Genomic DNA, 18,643 nt, shown 5'->3' on the forward strand with positions numbered 1-18,643 from the left:
TTCGAAAGCACTTAAAAGATTAAGGGCTGAAACCTTTCAAGGTTTTGAGGCCTTGAAAGGTTTCTATATAAATAAGCTATTTACAATAATTATTAAGACAGCAAAACTGGTCTTATTCAAACTTAATTTCAAGAGCCAAACCTCTAAGTTCGTGAACCAAAACATTAAATGATTCAGGAATACTTGACTCTGGTAAGTTATCTCCTTTAACAATTGCTTCGTATGCTTTTGCACGACCAATAATATCATCCGATTTAATGGTCAATAACTCTTGTAGGATACTAGCAGCACCAAATGCCTCTAGTGCCCAAACCTCCATCTCACCAAAACGCTGACCACCAAACTGAGCTTTACCACCCAATGGTTGTTGAGTAATCAACGAGTAAGGTCCAATAGAACGAGCATGCATTTTATCGTCTACCATATGCGCTAGTTTCAGCATATAAATCACCCCTACAGTAGCTTCTTGATGGAAACGGTCTCCAGTCTCACCATCATATAAATGCGTTTGTCCAAAGTAAGGCAAACCAGCCTCTTGTACAAACTTATTGATTTGATCCGACTTAGCACCATCAAAAATAGGCGTTGCAAACTTCATATTCAGCTTTTCACCAGCCCAGCCCAAGACAGTTTCAAAAATTTGCCCAAGGTTCATACGAGAAGGTACCCCAAGAGGATTCAAAATAATATCCATTGGTGTTCCATCCTCTAAGTATGGCATATCCTCATCTCGAACGATTCTAGCAACAATACCTTTGTTACCGTGACGTCCTGCTAACTTATCACCTACTTTTAGTTTACGTTTTTTAGCCAAATATACTTTCGCTAACTTAAGTACACCAGCAGGTAGTTCATCACCAATAGTAATCGCAAATTTATCTCGTTTGTAGTTACTAATGATTTGATTTACTTTGATACTATAATTGTGTAGCAATTGGCGCACCAACTGATTGGTTGTATCGTCATTGGTCCAATTGGTATAATCTACAGCACTATAATCAATATCTCTCAATCCACGCTCTGTGAATTTAGCATCTTTTTCGATTAATTGCTCGTTGTAAATCGACTTGATACCTTCAGAAGTTTTGCCATCCAACAAGGTCAATAGTTTTTCAACTAAATTACTTTTTAGTTTAGCAATTTCATTATCGAAGTCTGTGTCCAACTTAGACAATAGCTTTTTGTCCATTGCCTTTTGTACCTTATCCTTTTTGGCACGTTTGAACAAACGCTTATCGATAATCACCCCTTTAGTAGAAGGAGAAGCTTTTAACGAAGCATCTTTTACATCACCAGCTTTGTCTCCAAAGATAGCACGCAATAATTTTTCTTCAGGCGTAGGATCAGATTCTCCTTTTGGAGTAATCTTACCAACAATAATATCACGCTCTTTAATCCAAGCACCAATACGAATCAAACCATTCTCATCTAGATTTCTAGTCGCATCTTCACTTACGTTAGGAATATCATTGGTAAATTCTTCCTCTCCTAATTTTGTATCACGAACATCTACTTCAAAAGCCTCAATGTGCAACGAAGTAAAAATATCTTCACGTACTACACGCTCAGAAAGCACAATTGCATCCTCAAAGTTATATCCTTTCCAAGGCATAAAGGCAACTTTTAGGTTTTGTCCTAAAGCCAACTCACCATCTTGGGTAGCATAACCTTGACAAAGAACTTTTCCTCTATGAACACGCTCCCCTTTAGCCACGATAGGCTTCAAGTTGATGCATGAATTTTGGTTGGTTCTTCTAAATTTAACTAAATCATATGTTGTGAAATCATCATCAAAAGAAACCGCACGTTCTTCTGCTGTACGGTCATACTTGATAATAATTTTAGTAGCATCTACATAATCAACAACTCCATCTCCCTCTGCATTAATCAACATTCTAGAATCACGAGCTACCTTAGCTTCCAAACCAGTCCCTACAATTGGAGACTGAGGTTTAAGCAATGGTACTGCCTGACGCTGCATGTTTGATCCCATCAAAGCACGGTTGGCATCATCATGAGACAAGAAAGGAATCAACGAAGCAGAAACCCCTACAATTTGGTTCGGAGAAATATCGATAAATTCGATTTCATCTGGACTCAATACAGGGAATTCACCATGTTGACGACATTTGATACGATCAGTAGCAAACTCGCCCTTCGTATTTAATTTAGCATTCGCTTGAGCAATAATTTTATAATCTTCTTGCTCTGCTGACAAATATTGAGGGTTATTGCCAAAATCTACCCGAATACCATCCAAAATTGGACGATATGGCGTTTCGATAAAGCCCATTTTGTTGATCTTAGCATGTACACAAAGTGTAGAGATCAAACCAATATTCGGTCCCTCAGGAGTTTCAATCGTACACAAACGACCATAATGAGAATAGTGAACGTCACGTACCTCAAACCCTGCACGCTCCCTAGATAAACCACCAGGTCCTAATGCAGAAATACGACGCTTATGAGTAATCTCAGAAAGTGGATTGGTTTGATCCAAGAACTGAGACAATTGGCTAGTACCAAAAAATGAGTTGATAACAGACGATAAGGTACGTGCATTAATCAAATCAACAGGCGTAAACACCTCGTTATCACGAACATTCATACGCTCACGAATTGTACGAGCCATACGAGCCAATCCAACTCCAAATTGAGAATATAATTGCTCTCCAACAGTACGTACACGACGGTTGCTCAAGTGATCAATATCATCAATTTCTGCTTTTTGGTTGATCAAACGCACCAAATAAGTTACGATTTCGATAATATCCTCTTTTGTCAAAACACTAACATCACGGCTAGTATTCAACTCTAGTTTTCGATTGATCTTATAACGACCAACATCACCTAAGTTATAACGCTTGTCAGAGAAGAATAATTTTTCAATAATACCTCTAGCAGTCTCCTCATCTGGCGGGTCAGAACCACGCAATTGGCGATAGATATGTTGTACCGCTTCAATTTCAGAATTGGAAGTATCCTTTTGCAAGGTATTGTATATAACAGAATAGTCCTCTTCAATATCTTCTTTTTGAAGAATCACACTTTCAACCCCTACTTCGAGAACATCTTCAATATTAGAAGCATCTAAAATAACATCACGCTCCAAGATAACCTCAATACGCTCGATAGAAACAACCTCTCCAGTGTCTTCGTCCACAAAATCTTCTGTCCAGTTACGCAAAACACGAGCGGCCAACTTTCTACCCAAGTTAGCTTCTAAAGATTCGCGAGTAGCAGGAATTTCGTCTGCTAAGCCGAATAAATTCAGGATATCTTTGTCACCATCGTAACCGATAGCACGCAATAAAGTTGTAACAGGGAATTTTTTCTTACGGTCGATATAAGCATACATGACAGAGTTAATGTCTGTAGCAAATTCCATCCATGCTCCTTTAAAAGGAATTACACGAGCAGAATAGATCTTAGTACCATTGGGATGACGACTTTGACCAAAGAATACACCTGGCGAACGATGCAATTGAGACACGATAACACGCTCCGCACCATTGACAACAAAGGTACCCTTAGGAGTCATGTATGGGATGTTCCCCAAAAATACATCTTGAACAGTTTGTTCAAAATCCACGTGTTCTTCATCATTACAAGAAAGGCGCAATTTTGCTTTTAGAGGCACACTATAAGTCAAACCACGCTCCATACATTCTTCTATAGAGTAACGAGGTGGATCGATAAAATAGTTCAAAAATTCTAAAACAAAAATATTACGGGCATCTGTGATTGGAAAATTTTCCTGAAACACTTGATAAAGTCCCTCATCAATTCTACTTTCTGGAGTAGTTTCTAGTTGAAAGAACTCCTGAAACGATTTGACTTGGATTTCTAAGAAATCAGGATATTGATCCTCATGCTTAATTTTACCAAAATTATGTCTCGTATTTTCAGGTGCACCGCGATGGCTTGTATTGTTAAGAGATGACATGAAGCTAATTTTATAAAGTTACGACGCAGAACAGAATATTGCCCCTGTCAAGGGAGAAGTAAAAACAACAAACAATATTCTATTAAAATAAAACAGGAAAATCTGACAGTAGTCAGATCGTTAATAGAGCAATAGGCTTAGCTACCTTGAGGTAACTAAGCCCACACTTATATCTAAAAGTATAGGTGTATGCAGAATATCACCAATCCTTTTATTATTTCAACTCTACTTCAGCACCTACTGCTTCCAAAGCAGCTTTTAAGCTTTCAGCTTCGTCTTTAGGAGCAGCCTCTTTAACAGCGCAAGGAGCACCATCTACAAGTTCTTTTGCTTCTTTAAGACCAACACCCAATAGAGTTTTGATTTCTTTAACTACTTTCAACTTAGCAGAACCAGCTGATTTCAACATAACGTCAAATTCAGTTTTTTCAGCAGCAGCCTCAGCACCACCAGCGCCAGGACCAGCAGCAACAGCTACAGCAGCAGCAGCAGGCTCAATGCCATAAGTTTCTTTAAGAATATCAGCTAATTCTTTAACGTCTTTTACTGATAAGTTTACTAGTTCTTCTGCTAATTGATTTAGATCAGCCATTTTAATTGATAATTTTAAATTTCCTAAGAAATAAGTTTCTAAATAAAATATTTATGAAGAATACCTTTGTGGAAGCTCAGAATATTCATCAATAAAAAGTCGTTCCGTAACAGTAACAACTTTATTCAGAGCAAAATTGCTATTCGCCACGCTCCTCCAAAGCCTTAAGCAACCCAGAGATAGTGTTTCCACCAGACTGTAGAGATCCCACAAGGTTTTTGATAGGAGATTCGAGCAATAGAATGATATCGCCGATAAGCTCTTCTTTAGATTTGATGCTAACTAAAGCATCCAATTGGTCATCGCCAACATAAACTTCAGATTCAACAAAAGCTGCTTTTAATACAGGCTTTTCATTGTCTTCTCTAAATTTTTTAATTAGTTTGGCTGGAGCATTACCAGTTTCAGTGAACATCAACGCAGAAGCGCCTTTTAGTACACCATAAAGATCTTCATAGTTCTCTTCATTGGTAGTAGCGGCTTTTTCCAACGCTTTTTTGATCAAGGTATTCTTAACTACTTTTAGTTGAATATCTTGCTCAAAGCATGTTCTTCTTAATTTATTTATTGTTTCAACATTTAGTTCAGAGCAGTCTGTTACATAGAAGTATTTACTATCCGCAAACTTCCCAGCCAACTCTTCGATAACTAACGTTTTTTCTGCTTTTGTCATTTTATATTAATTTTTAAAGCTTGATCAAAAGAGTTTGCCAATTATTTTAATTTAGTATTGATAGCAACACCAGGACTGCAAGTAGTAGCCGTTGTAATACTCTTCATATAAGTTCCCTTAGCAGAAGAAGGCTTTATTTTAGTCAATGTGTTTAATACTTCTTTTGCATTGTCATACAATTTGTCAGCCGTAAAAGAAACACGACCAATAGGAGTGTGAACAATACCGTATTTGTCAACACGGAAAGAAGTTTTCCCTTTTTTGATAGAGCTAATAGCATCTCCCAAACTCTGACCAGCAGTAACTACAGTACCAGATTTAGGGTTAGGCATTAGTCCACGAGGTCCTAATACTCTACCTAGACGACCAAGCTTTGGCATTACGTTCGCCATTGCAACGATAACGTCAATATCTAACCAACCACCTTGCATTTTAGTAAGGTATTCATCCAAACCTACGTAATCAGCACCAGCAGCTTTAGCTTCTTCCTCCTTATCTGGAGTACAAAGAGCTAAAACCTTCTTGTCTTTACCCGTACCGTGAGGCAAGGTAATGGTGCCACGAAGATTTTGGTCAGCTTTACGAGGATCTACTCCTAAACGGATGTGTAAATCCACAGACGCATCATATTTCGCAATATTGACCTCTTTAACAAGAGCCATTGCTTCCTCTAGGGAATAGAGCTTGCCAGCTTCAATTTTCTTTTCTGCTTCTGCTCTCTTTTTAGTAATTTTTCCCATTTTGATAATTAAATTTTCTAAATAAGTAAACGAGGTTGTTATTACTTACTTTTTAATAGAATTGTTTTTTCAAGTACATGTTTTGCACTTGCGCATTCATTTTACTAGTTGTCCCAAGGAGCTGTTCCAGTAACATTGATCCCCATGCTTCGAGCCGTTCCCGCAACCATTTTCATACCTGATTCAACTGTAAAACAGTTAAGGTCAGGCATTTTGTTTTCGACGATTTCCTTTACTTGATCCCAAGTAACTGAACCCACCTTATTACGGTTAGACTGATCAGAACCACCTTTTAGACCAGCAGCTTTCAATAACTGAACTGCAGCTGGAGGAGTTTTGATAACAAAGCTAAAAGATTTGTCTTTGAATACAGTAATGATTACAGGCAAAATTTGACCCATTTTATCTTGGGTATCTGCATTAAAACGCTTGCAGAATTCCATGATATTAACACCTTTGGCACCCAATGCAGGACCTACTGGTGGAGCTGGATTTGCTTGTCCTCCTTTTACTTGTAGCTTAATAAATGTTTCGACTTCTTTTGCCATTACTTACAAATATTTAAGAGTTTTTTTCAACTTGCATAAAGTTCAATTCAACCTCAGTCTCTCTACCAAATACTTTGGTAATGATTGTGAGTTTTTTCTTTTCCTCATTAACCGCTTTGACCACACCAGGAAAATCCTTGAAGGGTCCATCAGTCACCTTAACGTCCTCTCCTACTAAGAATGGATCTGCTAAAGATTCGCCCGTTTCAGACGATTGGTCAACCTTACTTAAAATTCTTGTGATTTCGTGATCTCTCATTGGAATAGGATTTTTCTTTCCTAAAAAGTGGATCACATCTTTGATGGAGGTCATAGCTTGAATGACATTGCCATTCAGCGAGGATTTCATACCAGTGGGAGTATTTCTTACTACGGCTTCTACTAAAATATAACCAGGAGTAAGCGTACGTTCTTGGATTACTTTTTTACCATTACGGATTTTGTAAACTTTCTCTGTAGGGACAATAATATTGGGAACAAGATCTCTCCAACCATTACGATCTATTTCTAGATCTAAACGTTCTTTGATTTTACGTTCTTTATTAGAGACTACCCTCAAGCAATACCATTTCGTTTCTACAGCGCCCATAATCGCAAAATTTACTTCTTAATAATTAAGATTGTATTAATATAAAATACCTAATACATTAACCCAAATAAAATCCATTAATGCTATTAGGCACGCCAAAAACACAGAACCTGCAATAACAACAACAGTTGTTTTTTGCAATTCAGCCCAAGTAGGCCAAGTTACCTCTTCGGTAAGTTCTTTCATGCTACGTTTAAAATATTCAACCATTGTTGCTAGTATGAATTCTGATGAAAATTTAGCACGGGTGGAGGGACTCGAACCCCCAGCCCTCGGTTTTGGAGACCGATGCTCTACCAATTGAGCTACACCCGTAGATGAAGGGTTAAGCAAATAGATGCTCAACCCTTCTATTTTATGCTAAAAGACGCTAGGTCTTTATTATTCTAAGATTTCAGTTACTTGACCAGCACCTACTGTACGACCACCCTCACGGATAGCGAAACGTAGACCTTTCTCCATAGCGATAGGAGCGATCAATTCAACTGTAATAGTCAAGTTATCACCTGGCATTACCATCTCTACATTAGCAGGCAATTCGATAGCACCAGTTACGTCAGTAGTACGGAAGTAGAACTGTGGACGGTAACCGTTGAAGAAAGGCTTGTGACGACCACCTTCATCTTTACCTAATACATATACTTCACAAGTAAATTTAGTATGAGGCTTAACAGAACCAGGCTTACAGATTACCATACCTCTTTTCAATGCTGTTTTCTCAACACCACGTAGTAACAAACCAGCGTTATCACCAGCTTCACCACGATCCAAGATTTTACGGAACATCTCAACACCTGTTACAGTAGAAGTAAGTTTTTCACCATCTTCCATGAAACCGATAATATCTACAGCATCACCAGTATTGATAACACCACGCTCGATACGACCAGTAGCAACAGTACCACGACCAGTAATAGAGAATACATCCTCGATAGGCATCAAGAAAGGCTTATCTACATCACGCTCAGGCAAAGGAATATCAGCATCTACAGCAGCCATCAATTCGTTGATAGCAGCAACACCAGCAGCATCACCTTCTAGAGCTTTAAGAGCAGAACCTTGAACAATTGTACAATCTTCAAAACCATAAGATTCTAAGATTTCTTGAGCTTCCATTTCTACTAATTCTAGCATTTCTGGATCATCAACAAGATCAACTTTGTTCATGAAAACAACAATCTTAGGTACACCTACTTGACGAGCAAGAAGGATGTGCTCACGAGTTTGAGGCATAGGACCATCAGTAGCAGCAACTACAAGAATAGCACCATCCATTTGTGCAGCACCAGTTACCATGTTTTTCACATAATCGGCGTGACCTGGACAGTCAACGTGTGCATAGTGACGATTAGCTGTTTCATATTCAACATGAGCAGTATTAATAGTAATACCACGCTCTTTTTCCTCTGGAGCAGAGTCAATAGTTGTATAGTCTTTTTTCTCAGCAAGACCAGCATCTGCTAAAACATTAGTTATTGCAGCAGTAAGAGTGGTCTTACCATGATCCACGTGTCCAATTGTACCAATATTTACGTGGGGCTTCGAGCGATCAAACGTTTCTTTAGCCATGGTTAGTCTAGATAAATTAAAAAGTTTTAAAATATTTTTTGAAAAATAGGAAATACTACTTTTCTGCCAAGTTGTCGAGCCAACGAGCAGAATTGAACTGCCGACCCCCACCTTACCAAGGTGGTGCTCTACCCCTGAGCTACGTTGGCAAAATTGTCAAAAAGTTAATATTCTCAATAATAAACAAATAAAGGGAATGAACCATTCCCTTTTCTATGCTTATATTTGAGCGGGAGACGAGACTCGAACCCGCGACCGTTAGCTTGGAAGGCTAATGCTCTACCAACTGAGCTACTCCCGCTTAAAAGCGAATTGTGGGGGTGGTAGGACTCGAACCTACTCAGACATAGTCACCAGATTTACAGTCTGGCCCGGCTCTCCAACTCCGGCGCACCCCCAACTCAACAAAATTAAAAATTCTGTTGAAATTATTTTGTGTATCTTTTTACTTAGAGCCGATAGAGGGACTCGAACCCACGACCTGCTGATTACAAATCAGCTGCTCTAGCCAGCTGAGCTATATCGGCGTAAAAAAAGGTTATACACTTGCCTTTCTTAAGAACTCTTAGTAGACGTTGTTCCCACTAAGCGAATGCAAATATACAACCTTTTTTTTTATCTCCAAATTTTTTCAAAAAAAAACTAAACTTTTTTTTAATTATTTTTTTTTGCCTTGTACTTGATTAGTTGTCTTCGTAACGATGAAGCGCCCAAATCTACGGACTCTTCGAAGGATTTACTTGTTTCTTTTGCCACCAAAGTAGAACCAGGAACTTTTATTTTTATTTCTGCTACCTTATCCTGTACCTGCCCTGTTTTTTCTAATTTTAGGAAAACATCTGTACTGACAATATTGTCATAAAATGTTTCTAATTTGCCCAATTTTTTGTCAATAAACTCCATTAATTTAGAATCTGCATCAAAATTGACGGCTTGCGTGCGAATTTCCATAGGCCACTCGTTTTTTTATTGGTTAATCTTTTTCTACCATAAGAACACAAAGCTTGATTAATTAATTCCAAAGCTTATGGTCTAATGATAGATTTTTATTTTTATTTACAATTGCATTGTATTTCTAATACAACTTAAAGCTACCATTCATCCCTTATTTTCAATAAACTAATCTACTCTTGATCTTTAATTGACCAATTTTATCCTTTTTCTCTATAAAAGGAGCAAACAATAACCTTAAAATTGTTTTTTGTTTTGCTAATTAAACAAACTACTATTTAGGCTTATTGTTTTTTAGATATTGGGAATCTTTTGTTCCCTTTATCAACAACAACCTTCTTATAATAGTTTCATATAAACTTAACATTTAATGTCTGCATTTCCAAATTTAACATAGTCTATTTTTTAAATCACTTCCGTCCTATTTTTATCTTATTCTTAGACCAACAAGGAGATATGTTAGCATACTCATAAAATAAAAAAAATATGCCCTAAAAGGACTATATTTGTTGCTCTCTGATTCAGATATACTTACAACAAAACAACGACTCAATGTTTAGAGCTACCATCAATCTAAAATATGGAATTTTTCTTTTCCTGCTCCTTAATAGTGCTTGTTCGGGGAATGAAATGAAAGACCTAGATAATATAACACTAAAAGATGATGTGGGAATTGAACGAGCAGAGGGAATTGAACTATTGTATAGCGATTCTTCCGTTGTTCGAGTAGCGATTCATGCCCCTACCCTTTTGCGCTATATTGCTAGAGATACCCCCAAACAAGTTTTTCCAGATGGAGTTGACGCTGATTTTTATAATGATCAACATATCCAAACGAGTAAAATGACAGCAAAATATGCTGAGCAATTTGAAAAAGAACGAAAAGTTTACTTAAGGGATAGTGTCTTTATTTGGAACAATAAAAATGAAATGCTAGAAACAGAAGAGTTGATCTGGGATGAACCAGCTGAAAAAATCTATTCTACTAAATATGTAAAAATCACTACCCCCACGCAAATTATAGAAGGGTATGGATTTAAATCTAATTTAGATTTTACAGATTGGGAAATTTACAACGTTAGTGGACAAATGGAGCAAAAAAATATGATGGATAGCCCTTTCTAATACGAATCCAATTTTGAATGCATCAAAAGCAGCTAACCTATATTCTTTTCTAAAAAAAATTTGATAATTTGAAGATGCGTTACAACTCTTAATACTCCGCTGTTTTTTTTAGTTTTTAACAAAAAACATAAAAAAACATCTTGTATTAAATTGATAATCAGCGTTTTAACATTTTAGTCAACAAAAAACTATTTTACTGATTATCAATTTGATACGATTTTCTAGCGGAGTAATGAACTCTTACATCTTCAAATTATCAAATTATAAAAACTAGCATTACATAGTATTCTTCTTATACCTAATAATCTTTTAAGAGCCCCTCTTCCAACCAATCTGCCAAAGCTTGTCGATTGCTAGCGTACAAAATACGTTTTTGGTCATTGGGATTTTGAATATTACCCACCTCAATAAAAACAGGCAAGGGCTTTACTTCACGCAGCATGTGTAAATCCCTAGGAATAACCGAACCATGATACTCTCCTGATTTTCGGTTGGCGGCATATTTCTTTTTCATGGTATGGTGTAATTTAGCTGCCAATGCTTTTCCTCCTTGACTAGTAGGATAATAATAAAAGAACAAATCTATACGCTTAGATTTCATCCTAGAATCAACATGAATTTCTATCAATCGTTGATAATCTACTCCTCTGCGCCTATTTTGTTCGTACAACTCATTAATAATATCCGATCGCTGCGTCAAACGAGCTTTTTGTCCTACAGGAATTACTGCATTCGGCCAACAACGTTCATCCATATCTGATTTTAGGTATTCTGCATTTCTAATACCATCATTTTTGTCTCGAACGATAAAATAGACAACTGCACCATGCTCTACCAAATTACGTGCTAAGCGCAGCGAAATATCATAGGCATATTCATCTTCACAAAGATATTTCCCCTTGTATTTTGCCATAGCTCCAGGATCTGGTCCCCCATGCCCTGCTACAATATAATAAACCGCTCCAGCCAGTTTATCATCTTTTAGTGGCACCTTAGCATATTTTTCGCCAAAGATAGGGAAATTTCGATTTTTAGGCACAAATTTAGAAACATCCAAAGGGCAATATTTCATATGATAGGGCACCCATAACTCTCTGGTTCCACGCCTAAAATCGCTTGCTTTATACCCCAGCTCTACCATCAAATCATTGTAGCGTTCTACTCGTTTAGCACTTTGCCAATCCTTGATGTTAGCAGTTGATCGAATTGATTTTTGATTATACCTATATTTGACAATAGGCAATTTGTAACTTTTGCCCAATTTTAGGCTAGCATTCTTTTTTAACTTATTTAGTTTACAAAATTGCTCCAGACTACAGGCGTTTCGATCCAAATGATAACGTCCTAACAATAGATATATTCCATCGCCTTTTTGAGCAACAGCCCTAATGTATTCTTTTTTAGATTGCCCTTTTGTTTCTGGGCTATACAAAAAAGCAGTTATAACTAGAAATAAAACGAATTGATAGAGGTTTGTATTCAACATTACTACTATTAAAAATATGAGGAGATTAGAGTTGATTTGCAAGTCACTACTGAACATTCATACCCTGTAATAAAATGAGGAGTTCTACAGACTACAATAGCTTAGTCATTCTCATCTAATGACATACCCTTACTATAACAGAAAAATAAACTGCAAATTGCAAAACTAAACAAGTTATTAGAATTGTACAGAATTAAATCTAAATAAATTTAGAATCTACAAAAAATTTAGGGCTATTACTAGGCAAGCTATTCAGCGTTCGCTACATTTGTATTTTTAGAAATGTTGAATCATCTATTACTTATTGAAGTAGTAAATAGATTAATCATAATCCATTTTATATAAAATTCAATCCCATACGAAAAGAGAGAGCATGAGTAATAATGAACCAATTTTGGATGGCAATTCATCCGTAGAGAAACCTACTAATTCGATCGAATATATTTTTATTTTTCTTCGAGGACTTGCGATGGGTGCTGCAGATGTAGTCCCTGGCGTTTCTGGTGGAACAATTGCTTTTATCACAGGCATTTATGAACGATTGCTCAATGCCATTAAATCGGTTAATCCTACCGCCATTCGATTGTTGTTCAAAGAAGGATTTAATGCAGCATGGAAACATATTGATGGTACTTTTTTGGTCGCTTTATTTGCAGGGATTTTTGTGAGTTTATTTACGTTATCCAAAGGGTTAAAATGGTGTTTAGCAAACTATCCTCAACTGCTTTGGGCCTTTTTCTTCGGATTAATTATCGCTTCAAGTATTTACATCATAAAACAAGTAGAACGGTGGAATCCATCGGCTATTGTGGGGCTAATTCTAGGGGGAATTGTTGCGTATATAATTACCATAGTTGCTCCAACAGAAGCACCAACGGCTTATTGGATGGTCTTTTTGGCAGGAGCAATTGCTATTTCAGCAATGATTCTTCCTGGTATATCTGGTAGTTTTATCTTGCTCTTAATGGGAATGTATCGACATGTTCTTAATGCAGCAACAGAAATGGACATTGTGTTCTTACTTATTTTTATGGCTGGTTGTATTGTCGGATTGCTGTCTTTTTCGCATTTATTGTCTTGGACCTTTAAGAATTATAAAAACACCACCTTAGCAGTACTCGCTGGTTTTATGATTGGTTCTTTAAATAAAGTATGGCCTTGGCAAAATGTTGCTAGAACTCGAATTGATAGCCATGGCAATGAAGTACCTTGGTTGATGGAAAATGTTATGCCTAGTAATTATTTGGGTGAAACGTATATTTTGTGGTGTTTAATTTTATTAATTGTTGGTTTCTCTATTGTTTTTTTATTAGAACGATTGGGCAATAACATGACAAAAGAGTAAGATGAAAACTTTTGGATTAATTGGTCGACAATTACAACATTCTTTTTCTCCTAGCTATTTCGAGCAGAAATTTCAACAGGAGGGAATTAAAGATTGTATCTACAAGTTATTTCCTCTAGCACAAATAGAGGATTTTAAGACATTATTAGCCCATGAGCCCAATTTAAAAGGGCTTAATGTCACCATTCCTTACAAACAAGCAATCCTTCCATTTCTAGATGGCTTGTCGAGCCAAGCTCAAAAGGTTGGCGCTGTAAATACCATACAAATACAGCAAGGAAAGTTAATTGGACACAATACAGACGTTTATGGTTTTCAAGCTAGCCTAGAACAGCAATTAAGCCCTCTTCAGCGACAATCGAAAGCGTTAGTTTTAGGAACAGGGGGCGCTTCTAAAGCTGTGATTTACGCCCTAAAAGAACTGAACATCCCCTATCAATTGGTATCTAGAACTGCTAAAGAAAACGTCTTGACCTATGATGATTTAACGACCTCAGTAATCCACAGTCATTTGATTATTATTAATACGACCCCTTTAGGTATGTCTCCCAATATTCATCGTTTCCCCCCATTACCCTATGAAGCTATAAAAAAACAGCATTTGCTCTTTGATTTAATCTATAACCCCAAACAGACCTTGTTCATGCAAAAAGGAACAAAAAAAGGGGCTACCGTTATCAATGGTTTGCAAATGTTACATTTACAAGCTGACAGAGCTTGGGAAATTTGGACTCACTAAGCTGCTCTGTCAGTCATCTATACACTAATTTTATAAGAAAATAAAGTCTAATAGTTATGGCTAAGGTTGATTTTTCAAATACGGCTATCGCTTTTGAGCGCAAGTCAAACAAAGAGTTAAAACAAACCAATTGGTTATTCAAAATGATGAGTAATAATCTATTGGTTAATTTGGGCAGCAACATGACGCTCTTGGCATTGCAACTCAAAATGCCCATCAAAGGAATTATAAAAAAAACCATTTTCAAGCAATTTTGCGGAGGAGCAACGCTTGATGAATGCCGCAAAACGGTCAGTGAACTAGCTGCTTATCAAGTCGGAACTGTTCTAGATTATGGTGCAGAGGGGAAAGAGGATGATGCCGCATTTGACCTTACTGTACAAGAAACAATTAAGTCCATTCGTTTTGCCGCAGAACATGATACAGTTCCCGTTGTGAGTTGCAAAGTGACTGGTCTGACAAAAAATAGTTTATTAGACAAAATTACTAGCCAAGGGCAACTTGATGCTAAGGAAGAAAGTACCTATCAAAAGGCTGTAGATCGCCTCGATATTATCTGTCGTGAAGCGCATCAGCTTAAGGTAGCTTTATTTATTGATGCTGAAGAAAGTTGGTTGCAAGGGGGAATTGACCAATTGACAGATGTGATGATGGAGCGTTACAACAAAACTTGTGTTACGGTCTATAATACGTTTCAGTTGTATCGACACGATCGACTAGAATTCATTAAAAAATCGTTTGCCTTGGCTCAAGAAAAAGGCTATATTTTAGGGGCAAAATTGGTACGTGGAGCTTATATGGAAAAAGAACGAGAACGCGCCAAAGAAATGGGCTACCCCTCTCCCATCCAACCTGATAAAGCAGCCTGTGATGCTGACTACAATGCTGCTGTTAAGTTCTGTATAGAAAATTATGAGCAAATTGGTTCTTGTGTTGCTTCTCACAATGAGTATAGCACCCAATATCAATTGCAATTGATGGAAGAAATGAACATTCCGAAAGAGCATCCTCACTTTAATTTCTGTCAACTGTATGGAATGAGTGATAACTTAACCTTTAACTTGGCAAAATCAGGCTATAATGTTGCCAAATATGTCCCGTTTGGTCCTGTTGCAGATGTTATTCCTTATTTGATTCGTCGTGCGCAAGAAAATTCCGCAGTAGATGGTGAGGTGAGCCGTGAATTGGGGTTAATCCGCCAAGAAATTATTCGCCGAAAAAAAGCATAAAAAATCTTAGATAAAAGTCGATTTGAAGAACAACGGTACTATACTCTCTTCAAATCGACTTAAAAGCAATCAACAGCTATTTTGGTAACGTTAACTTGCCATAAGCCCCTGATAAAATGTTAAAGTTGTAATTTCCATACCCTCAGTTTCTACTTCTATCTCGTTTAGGATAGATAGAAGACAGCCTATACGGGTATCTGTTTTATAAAACTTATTGATTACAATTGTATTACGTTCATTTACGATGCAATAGCCAGAGTTGAAATGTCCCTTTTCGTAAATAATCTTGTATCCTGCTTCTTTAAATACGTTTTCTAACTTTTTTAAGTTTGTAGGTGTATATTTAAGCTTCTTCTTTGTCATTTTCTTTAAATCAATCTATTGTTATTGGTTGTAGAGCAAGTGACCAAAATGTTATTTTTTTTTCAAAAAAGCAAATTTCCAATGAAATTATCAATGATAATCCTCTTCGTCCTTTGTGGTACTATTCAAGTCCTTACAGCACAAAAAAACGACGAAGAAGGACGTTTTACCGCTACCCTTGTAGCAGGCATTAATATCTCACAAATAGATGGCGATGAGGATGGTTCTTATAGTAAAGTAGGCTTTAATGGAGGTGCCAGAGGTGGAGTTCGTTTGGGGGAACGCATGGAGTTGTGTACCGAAATTTTATTTTCGCAAAAAGGAAGTTATGTCGATTATATTGACAAATTGTATCATTTGGATTATATGGAGGTACCTGTTCTTTTTTATTATAAAGATTGGAAAGCAACCGACAAAAAGAATCGAAATTATATGCGAGTTATGATTGGTGCTGGTTTTTCTTATAGCCGACTGCTCAATGCAACGATCAAACAATATGGGACTCGTCTCAACGATGTGCCTGGTTTTGTTGATCCTTTCCTCAAAAATGACTTTATGTTTATGCTGGATGCCAATTTCTTTTTTACTAGAAACTGGGGGCTAAACTTCCGCTGGTCTCGCTCTTTTATTACCATTGTAGAGAGTCCTCTAAGGTCAAACATTAGTTATGCCATCAATCGTTCTATTATTATCCGATTGCTGTTTCGTTTTTAATCCATCAATTAGTATAAAAAAAGAAGGTCGTCTTAACAATATGCTTAAGACGACCTTTATATATTTAGTAGTATCTGTAGATTATTCTACCTCTGCACTTACCTGTGTTACCTCTGGTTTCATTTGAGGGAAAAACAATACCTCTTGAATAGAACTGTGATTGGTCATCATCATCACCAAACGGTCAATTCCAATCCCCAAACCTGAGGTTGGAGGCATACCATATTCTAAAGCACGCAAGAAATCTTCGTCCAAAACCATTGCTTCATCGTCACCACGGTTGGCCAAATCCAATTGATGAACAAAACGCTCTCTTTGGTCAATAGGATCATTTAATTCAGTATACGCATTGGCGATTTCTTTCCCCATCATAAACAACTCAAAACGCTCTACCAAACCATCTTTTGTACGATGTTTTTTAGCTAAGGGCGTCATTTCGATTGGATAATCGGTAATATAAGTAGGCTGAATGAGATTTGCTTCTACTTTTTCTCCAAAGATTTCATCAATCAATTTTCCTTTGCCCATTGATTCATCAACCTCAATATGCAAATCTTGACACACTTGACGCAACGCTGCCTCATCCATTTCAGAAACGTCAATTCCTGTATATTCTTTGATAGAGTCATACATCGATAATTTGCGGTAAGGACCTTTAAATTCAATGGTATGTTCGCCTACCTCTACTGTTGTTTTACCATGTAAGGTCATGGCAATTTTTTCTAATAGATCCTCTACCATCTTCATCATCCAGATATAATCCTTGTAAGCGACATAGATTTCCATTGCCGTAAACTCAGGATTATGCGTACTGTCCATTCCTTCATTTCTGAACATTTTGCCAATTTCATAAACCCCTTCAAAACCACCAACAATAAGGCGTTTTAGGTACAATTCGTTAGCAATACGCATATACAAGCCCATATCTAAGGTGTTGTGATGCGTTTCGAATGGACGTGCAGCAGCTCCTCCATGAACAGCTTGCAAAATAGGCGTTTCTACTTCCATCCAACCTTTGCTATCAAAGAAATTACGCATGGTTTTCAACAAGGTTGCTCGCTTTACAAACACGTCCTTAACTTCTGGGTTAACCGTTAAATCAACATAACGCTGACGGTAACGCAACTCTGGATTGGTAAAACCATCGAATATATTTCCCTCTTCATCTCTTTTTACAACAGGCAAAGGACGCAAGGATTTGCTTAAGAAGATAAATTCATTAACACGAACTGAAATTTCGCCCATTTTAGTTTTAAAAATAGAGCCTCTTACCCCTACATAGTCTCCCAAGTCCAATAATTTCTTAACAGCAAGGTTATAGAAATCTTTGTTTTCGTCTGGGCAAAGCGCATCTCGCTTGATAAACAATTGAATACGTTCCGTAGAATCTTGTATTTCAGCAAACAAAACGGCTCCTTTTCCTCTTTTAGCCATAATACGACCTGCAAGGGAAACTTCTGCAAATGCTTCTACATTTTCCTCATTAAATTCCTGTTTTATGTCCTTGGCATAGTGGGTAACATCAAATTTTTCTGCTGGATAAGGATTGATCTTTAAATTTAATAATCCTTTCAAATTTTCTAATCTTGCCATATCTTGGTCGTTCAATTTACGCTCACCAAGTATGCCCGTTGCTACAATACCATCTATTTTCTGGTTCATTGCTGCAATTTCTGTTTCACTAAATGCCATTTTAAAACAGGATTTAATATATCTGTGAATAAATAAAAATATCTATTGGTTGCTTAATAACACAATAAGCCGCAAAGATAGTTCAAAAATATAGAAATCAATTCATAAAATTGAGACAAACTTATAAAATGCAGGTTCTTTGCCTTTTATATTTGCTTCATAAACATTTCTCTACTCCATCACTTCACCGTATTAAATAGCCAATGACAAAACTGTCCTTCTAAAATATCTCATATAAGAACGTATTTTATATTGGACAAACTACTGATAAACAAGAACAAGGCTTCTTTTTATATAAACGAATGAACAGAAAGTTAGCTTTAGGAAACACTAAAATAACAT

At 36.9% G+C, this 18,643-nt stretch carries 17 protein-coding genes and 5 tRNA genes; 5 read left to right on the forward strand and 17 right to left on the reverse strand.

From position 1 onward, the window contains the following. Positions 1 to 112 precede the first annotated feature (112 nt). From rpoB to hpf, 14 genes are all read right to left on the reverse strand, one after another. Positions 113 to 3,946, reverse strand: coding sequence for a DNA-directed RNA polymerase subunit beta (gene rpoB / locus AsAng_RS22415; protein WP_264789339.1), 3,834 nt, complete (start codon positions 3,944 to 3,946; stop codon positions 113 to 115). A gap of 214 nt (positions 3,947 to 4,160) precedes the next feature. Further along, a complete protein-coding gene (gene rplL, locus AsAng_RS22420) occupies positions 4,161 to 4,538 on the reverse strand; it encodes a 50S ribosomal protein L7/L12 (protein ID WP_264789340.1) in 378 nt (125 codons plus the stop codon). Between the two features lie 139 nt (positions 4,539 to 4,677). Continuing rightward, positions 4,678 to 5,211, reverse strand: a complete 534-nt coding sequence (rplJ, locus tag AsAng_RS22425) for a 50S ribosomal protein L10 (protein WP_264789341.1) — start codon at positions 5,209 to 5,211, stop codon at positions 4,678 to 4,680. A 41-nt stretch (positions 5,212 to 5,252) separates the two neighbouring features. Continuing rightward, positions 5,253 to 5,951 carry a 50S ribosomal protein L1 gene (gene rplA, locus AsAng_RS22430; protein WP_264789342.1) on the reverse strand — a complete coding sequence of 233 codons (699 nt, stop codon included), beginning with the start codon at positions 5,949 to 5,951 and terminating at the stop codon, positions 5,253 to 5,255. Positions 5,952 to 6,055: 104 nt separating this feature from the next. Next, entirely contained in the window at positions 6,056 to 6,499 is a 444-nt protein-coding gene (gene rplK / locus AsAng_RS22435) for a 50S ribosomal protein L11 (protein ID WP_264789343.1), read from the reverse strand. 13 nt (positions 6,500 to 6,512) lie between these two features. Beyond that, positions 6,513 to 7,088 (reverse strand): transcription termination/antitermination protein NusG, encoded by a 576-nt coding sequence (gene nusG, locus AsAng_RS22440; protein ID WP_264789344.1) that lies wholly within the window; start codon positions 7,086 to 7,088, stop codon positions 6,513 to 6,515. Between the two features lie 36 nt (positions 7,089 to 7,124). After that, positions 7,125 to 7,298, reverse strand: coding sequence for a preprotein translocase subunit SecE (gene secE, locus AsAng_RS22445; protein WP_264789345.1), 174 nt, complete (start codon positions 7,296 to 7,298; stop codon positions 7,125 to 7,127). A gap of 32 nt (positions 7,299 to 7,330) precedes the next feature. After that, positions 7,331 to 7,403: transfer RNA gene (locus tag AsAng_RS22450), tRNA-Trp, on the reverse strand. Positions 7,404 to 7,469: 66 nt separating this feature from the next. Next, positions 7,470 to 8,657: an elongation factor Tu gene (gene tuf, locus AsAng_RS22455; protein ID WP_264789346.1), complete on the reverse strand. Its 1,188-nt coding sequence runs from the start codon at positions 8,655 to 8,657 to the stop codon at positions 7,470 to 7,472. Between the two features lie 77 nt (positions 8,658 to 8,734). Further along, a tRNA-Thr gene (locus tag AsAng_RS22460) sits at positions 8,735 to 8,806 on the reverse strand. A gap of 79 nt (positions 8,807 to 8,885) precedes the next feature. After that, positions 8,886 to 8,958: transfer RNA gene (locus AsAng_RS22465), tRNA-Gly, on the reverse strand. 14 nt (positions 8,959 to 8,972) lie between these two features. Further along, a tRNA-Tyr gene (locus AsAng_RS22470) sits at positions 8,973 to 9,055 on the reverse strand. 55 nt (positions 9,056 to 9,110) lie between these two features. Continuing rightward, positions 9,111 to 9,184: transfer RNA gene (locus tag AsAng_RS22475), tRNA-Thr, on the reverse strand. A gap of 127 nt (positions 9,185 to 9,311) precedes the next feature. Next, a complete protein-coding gene (hpf, locus tag AsAng_RS22480; RefSeq protein ID WP_264789347.1) occupies positions 9,312 to 9,608 on the reverse strand; it encodes a ribosome hibernation-promoting factor, HPF/YfiA family in 297 nt (98 codons plus the stop codon). 552 nt (positions 9,609 to 10,160) lie between these two features. On the opposite strand from hpf, the gene lptC reads away from it, so the two are divergent. Continuing rightward, on the forward strand, positions 10,161 to 10,733 hold the full coding sequence (gene lptC / locus AsAng_RS22485) for an LPS export ABC transporter periplasmic protein LptC (RefSeq protein WP_264789348.1): 573 nt from the start codon (positions 10,161 to 10,163) through the stop codon (positions 10,731 to 10,733). A 298-nt stretch (positions 10,734 to 11,031) separates the two neighbouring features. On the opposite strand, the gene AsAng_RS22490 is transcribed toward lptC, so the two are convergent. After that, positions 11,032 to 12,219: an N-acetylmuramoyl-L-alanine amidase family protein gene (locus AsAng_RS22490; RefSeq protein ID WP_264789349.1), complete on the reverse strand. Its 1,188-nt coding sequence runs from the start codon at positions 12,217 to 12,219 to the stop codon at positions 11,032 to 11,034. 373 nt (positions 12,220 to 12,592) lie between these two features. On the opposite strand from AsAng_RS22490, the gene AsAng_RS22495 reads away from it, so the two are divergent. Genes AsAng_RS22495 through AsAng_RS22505 form a run of 3 tightly spaced genes read left to right on the forward strand, consistent with a single transcriptional unit; the run spans position 12,593 to position 15,532 of the window. Next, the gene (locus AsAng_RS22495; protein WP_264789351.1) at positions 12,593 to 13,564 is read left to right on the forward strand and encodes a DUF368 domain-containing protein; all 972 of its coding nucleotides are present in this window, start codon (positions 12,593 to 12,595) and stop codon (positions 13,562 to 13,564) included. A 1-nt stretch (position 13,565) separates the two neighbouring features. Further along, positions 13,566 to 14,303, forward strand: coding sequence for a shikimate dehydrogenase family protein (locus tag AsAng_RS22500; RefSeq protein ID WP_264789352.1), 738 nt, complete (start codon positions 13,566 to 13,568; stop codon positions 14,301 to 14,303). Positions 14,304 to 14,359: 56 nt separating this feature from the next. Next, complete coding sequence (locus AsAng_RS22505; RefSeq protein ID WP_264789353.1) at positions 14,360 to 15,532, forward strand: proline dehydrogenase family protein; 1,173 nt, start codon at positions 14,360 to 14,362, stop codon at positions 15,530 to 15,532. Positions 15,533 to 15,622: 90 nt separating this feature from the next. Here AsAng_RS22505 and AsAng_RS22510 read toward each other — a convergent pair whose 3' ends face one another. Further along, the gene (locus AsAng_RS22510; RefSeq protein WP_264789354.1) at positions 15,623 to 15,895 is read right to left on the reverse strand and encodes a hypothetical protein; all 273 of its coding nucleotides are present in this window, start codon (positions 15,893 to 15,895) and stop codon (positions 15,623 to 15,625) included. Between the two features lie 81 nt (positions 15,896 to 15,976). On the opposite strand from AsAng_RS22510, the gene AsAng_RS22515 reads away from it, so the two are divergent. Continuing rightward, complete coding sequence (locus AsAng_RS22515) at positions 15,977 to 16,609, forward strand: porin family protein (protein WP_264789355.1); 633 nt, start codon at positions 15,977 to 15,979, stop codon at positions 16,607 to 16,609. Between the two features lie 81 nt (positions 16,610 to 16,690). On the opposite strand, the gene lysS is transcribed toward AsAng_RS22515, so the two are convergent. Continuing rightward, positions 16,691 to 18,301 carry a lysine--tRNA ligase gene (gene lysS / locus AsAng_RS22520; RefSeq protein WP_264789356.1) on the reverse strand — a complete coding sequence of 537 codons (1,611 nt, stop codon included), beginning with the start codon at positions 18,299 to 18,301 and terminating at the stop codon, positions 16,691 to 16,693. Between the last annotated feature and the right edge of the window lie 342 nt (positions 18,302 to 18,643).

The sequence above is a fragment of the Aureispira anguillae genome (assembly GCF_026000115.1).
GTDB lineage: Bacteria > Bacteroidota > Bacteroidia > Chitinophagales > Saprospiraceae > Aureispira > Aureispira anguillae.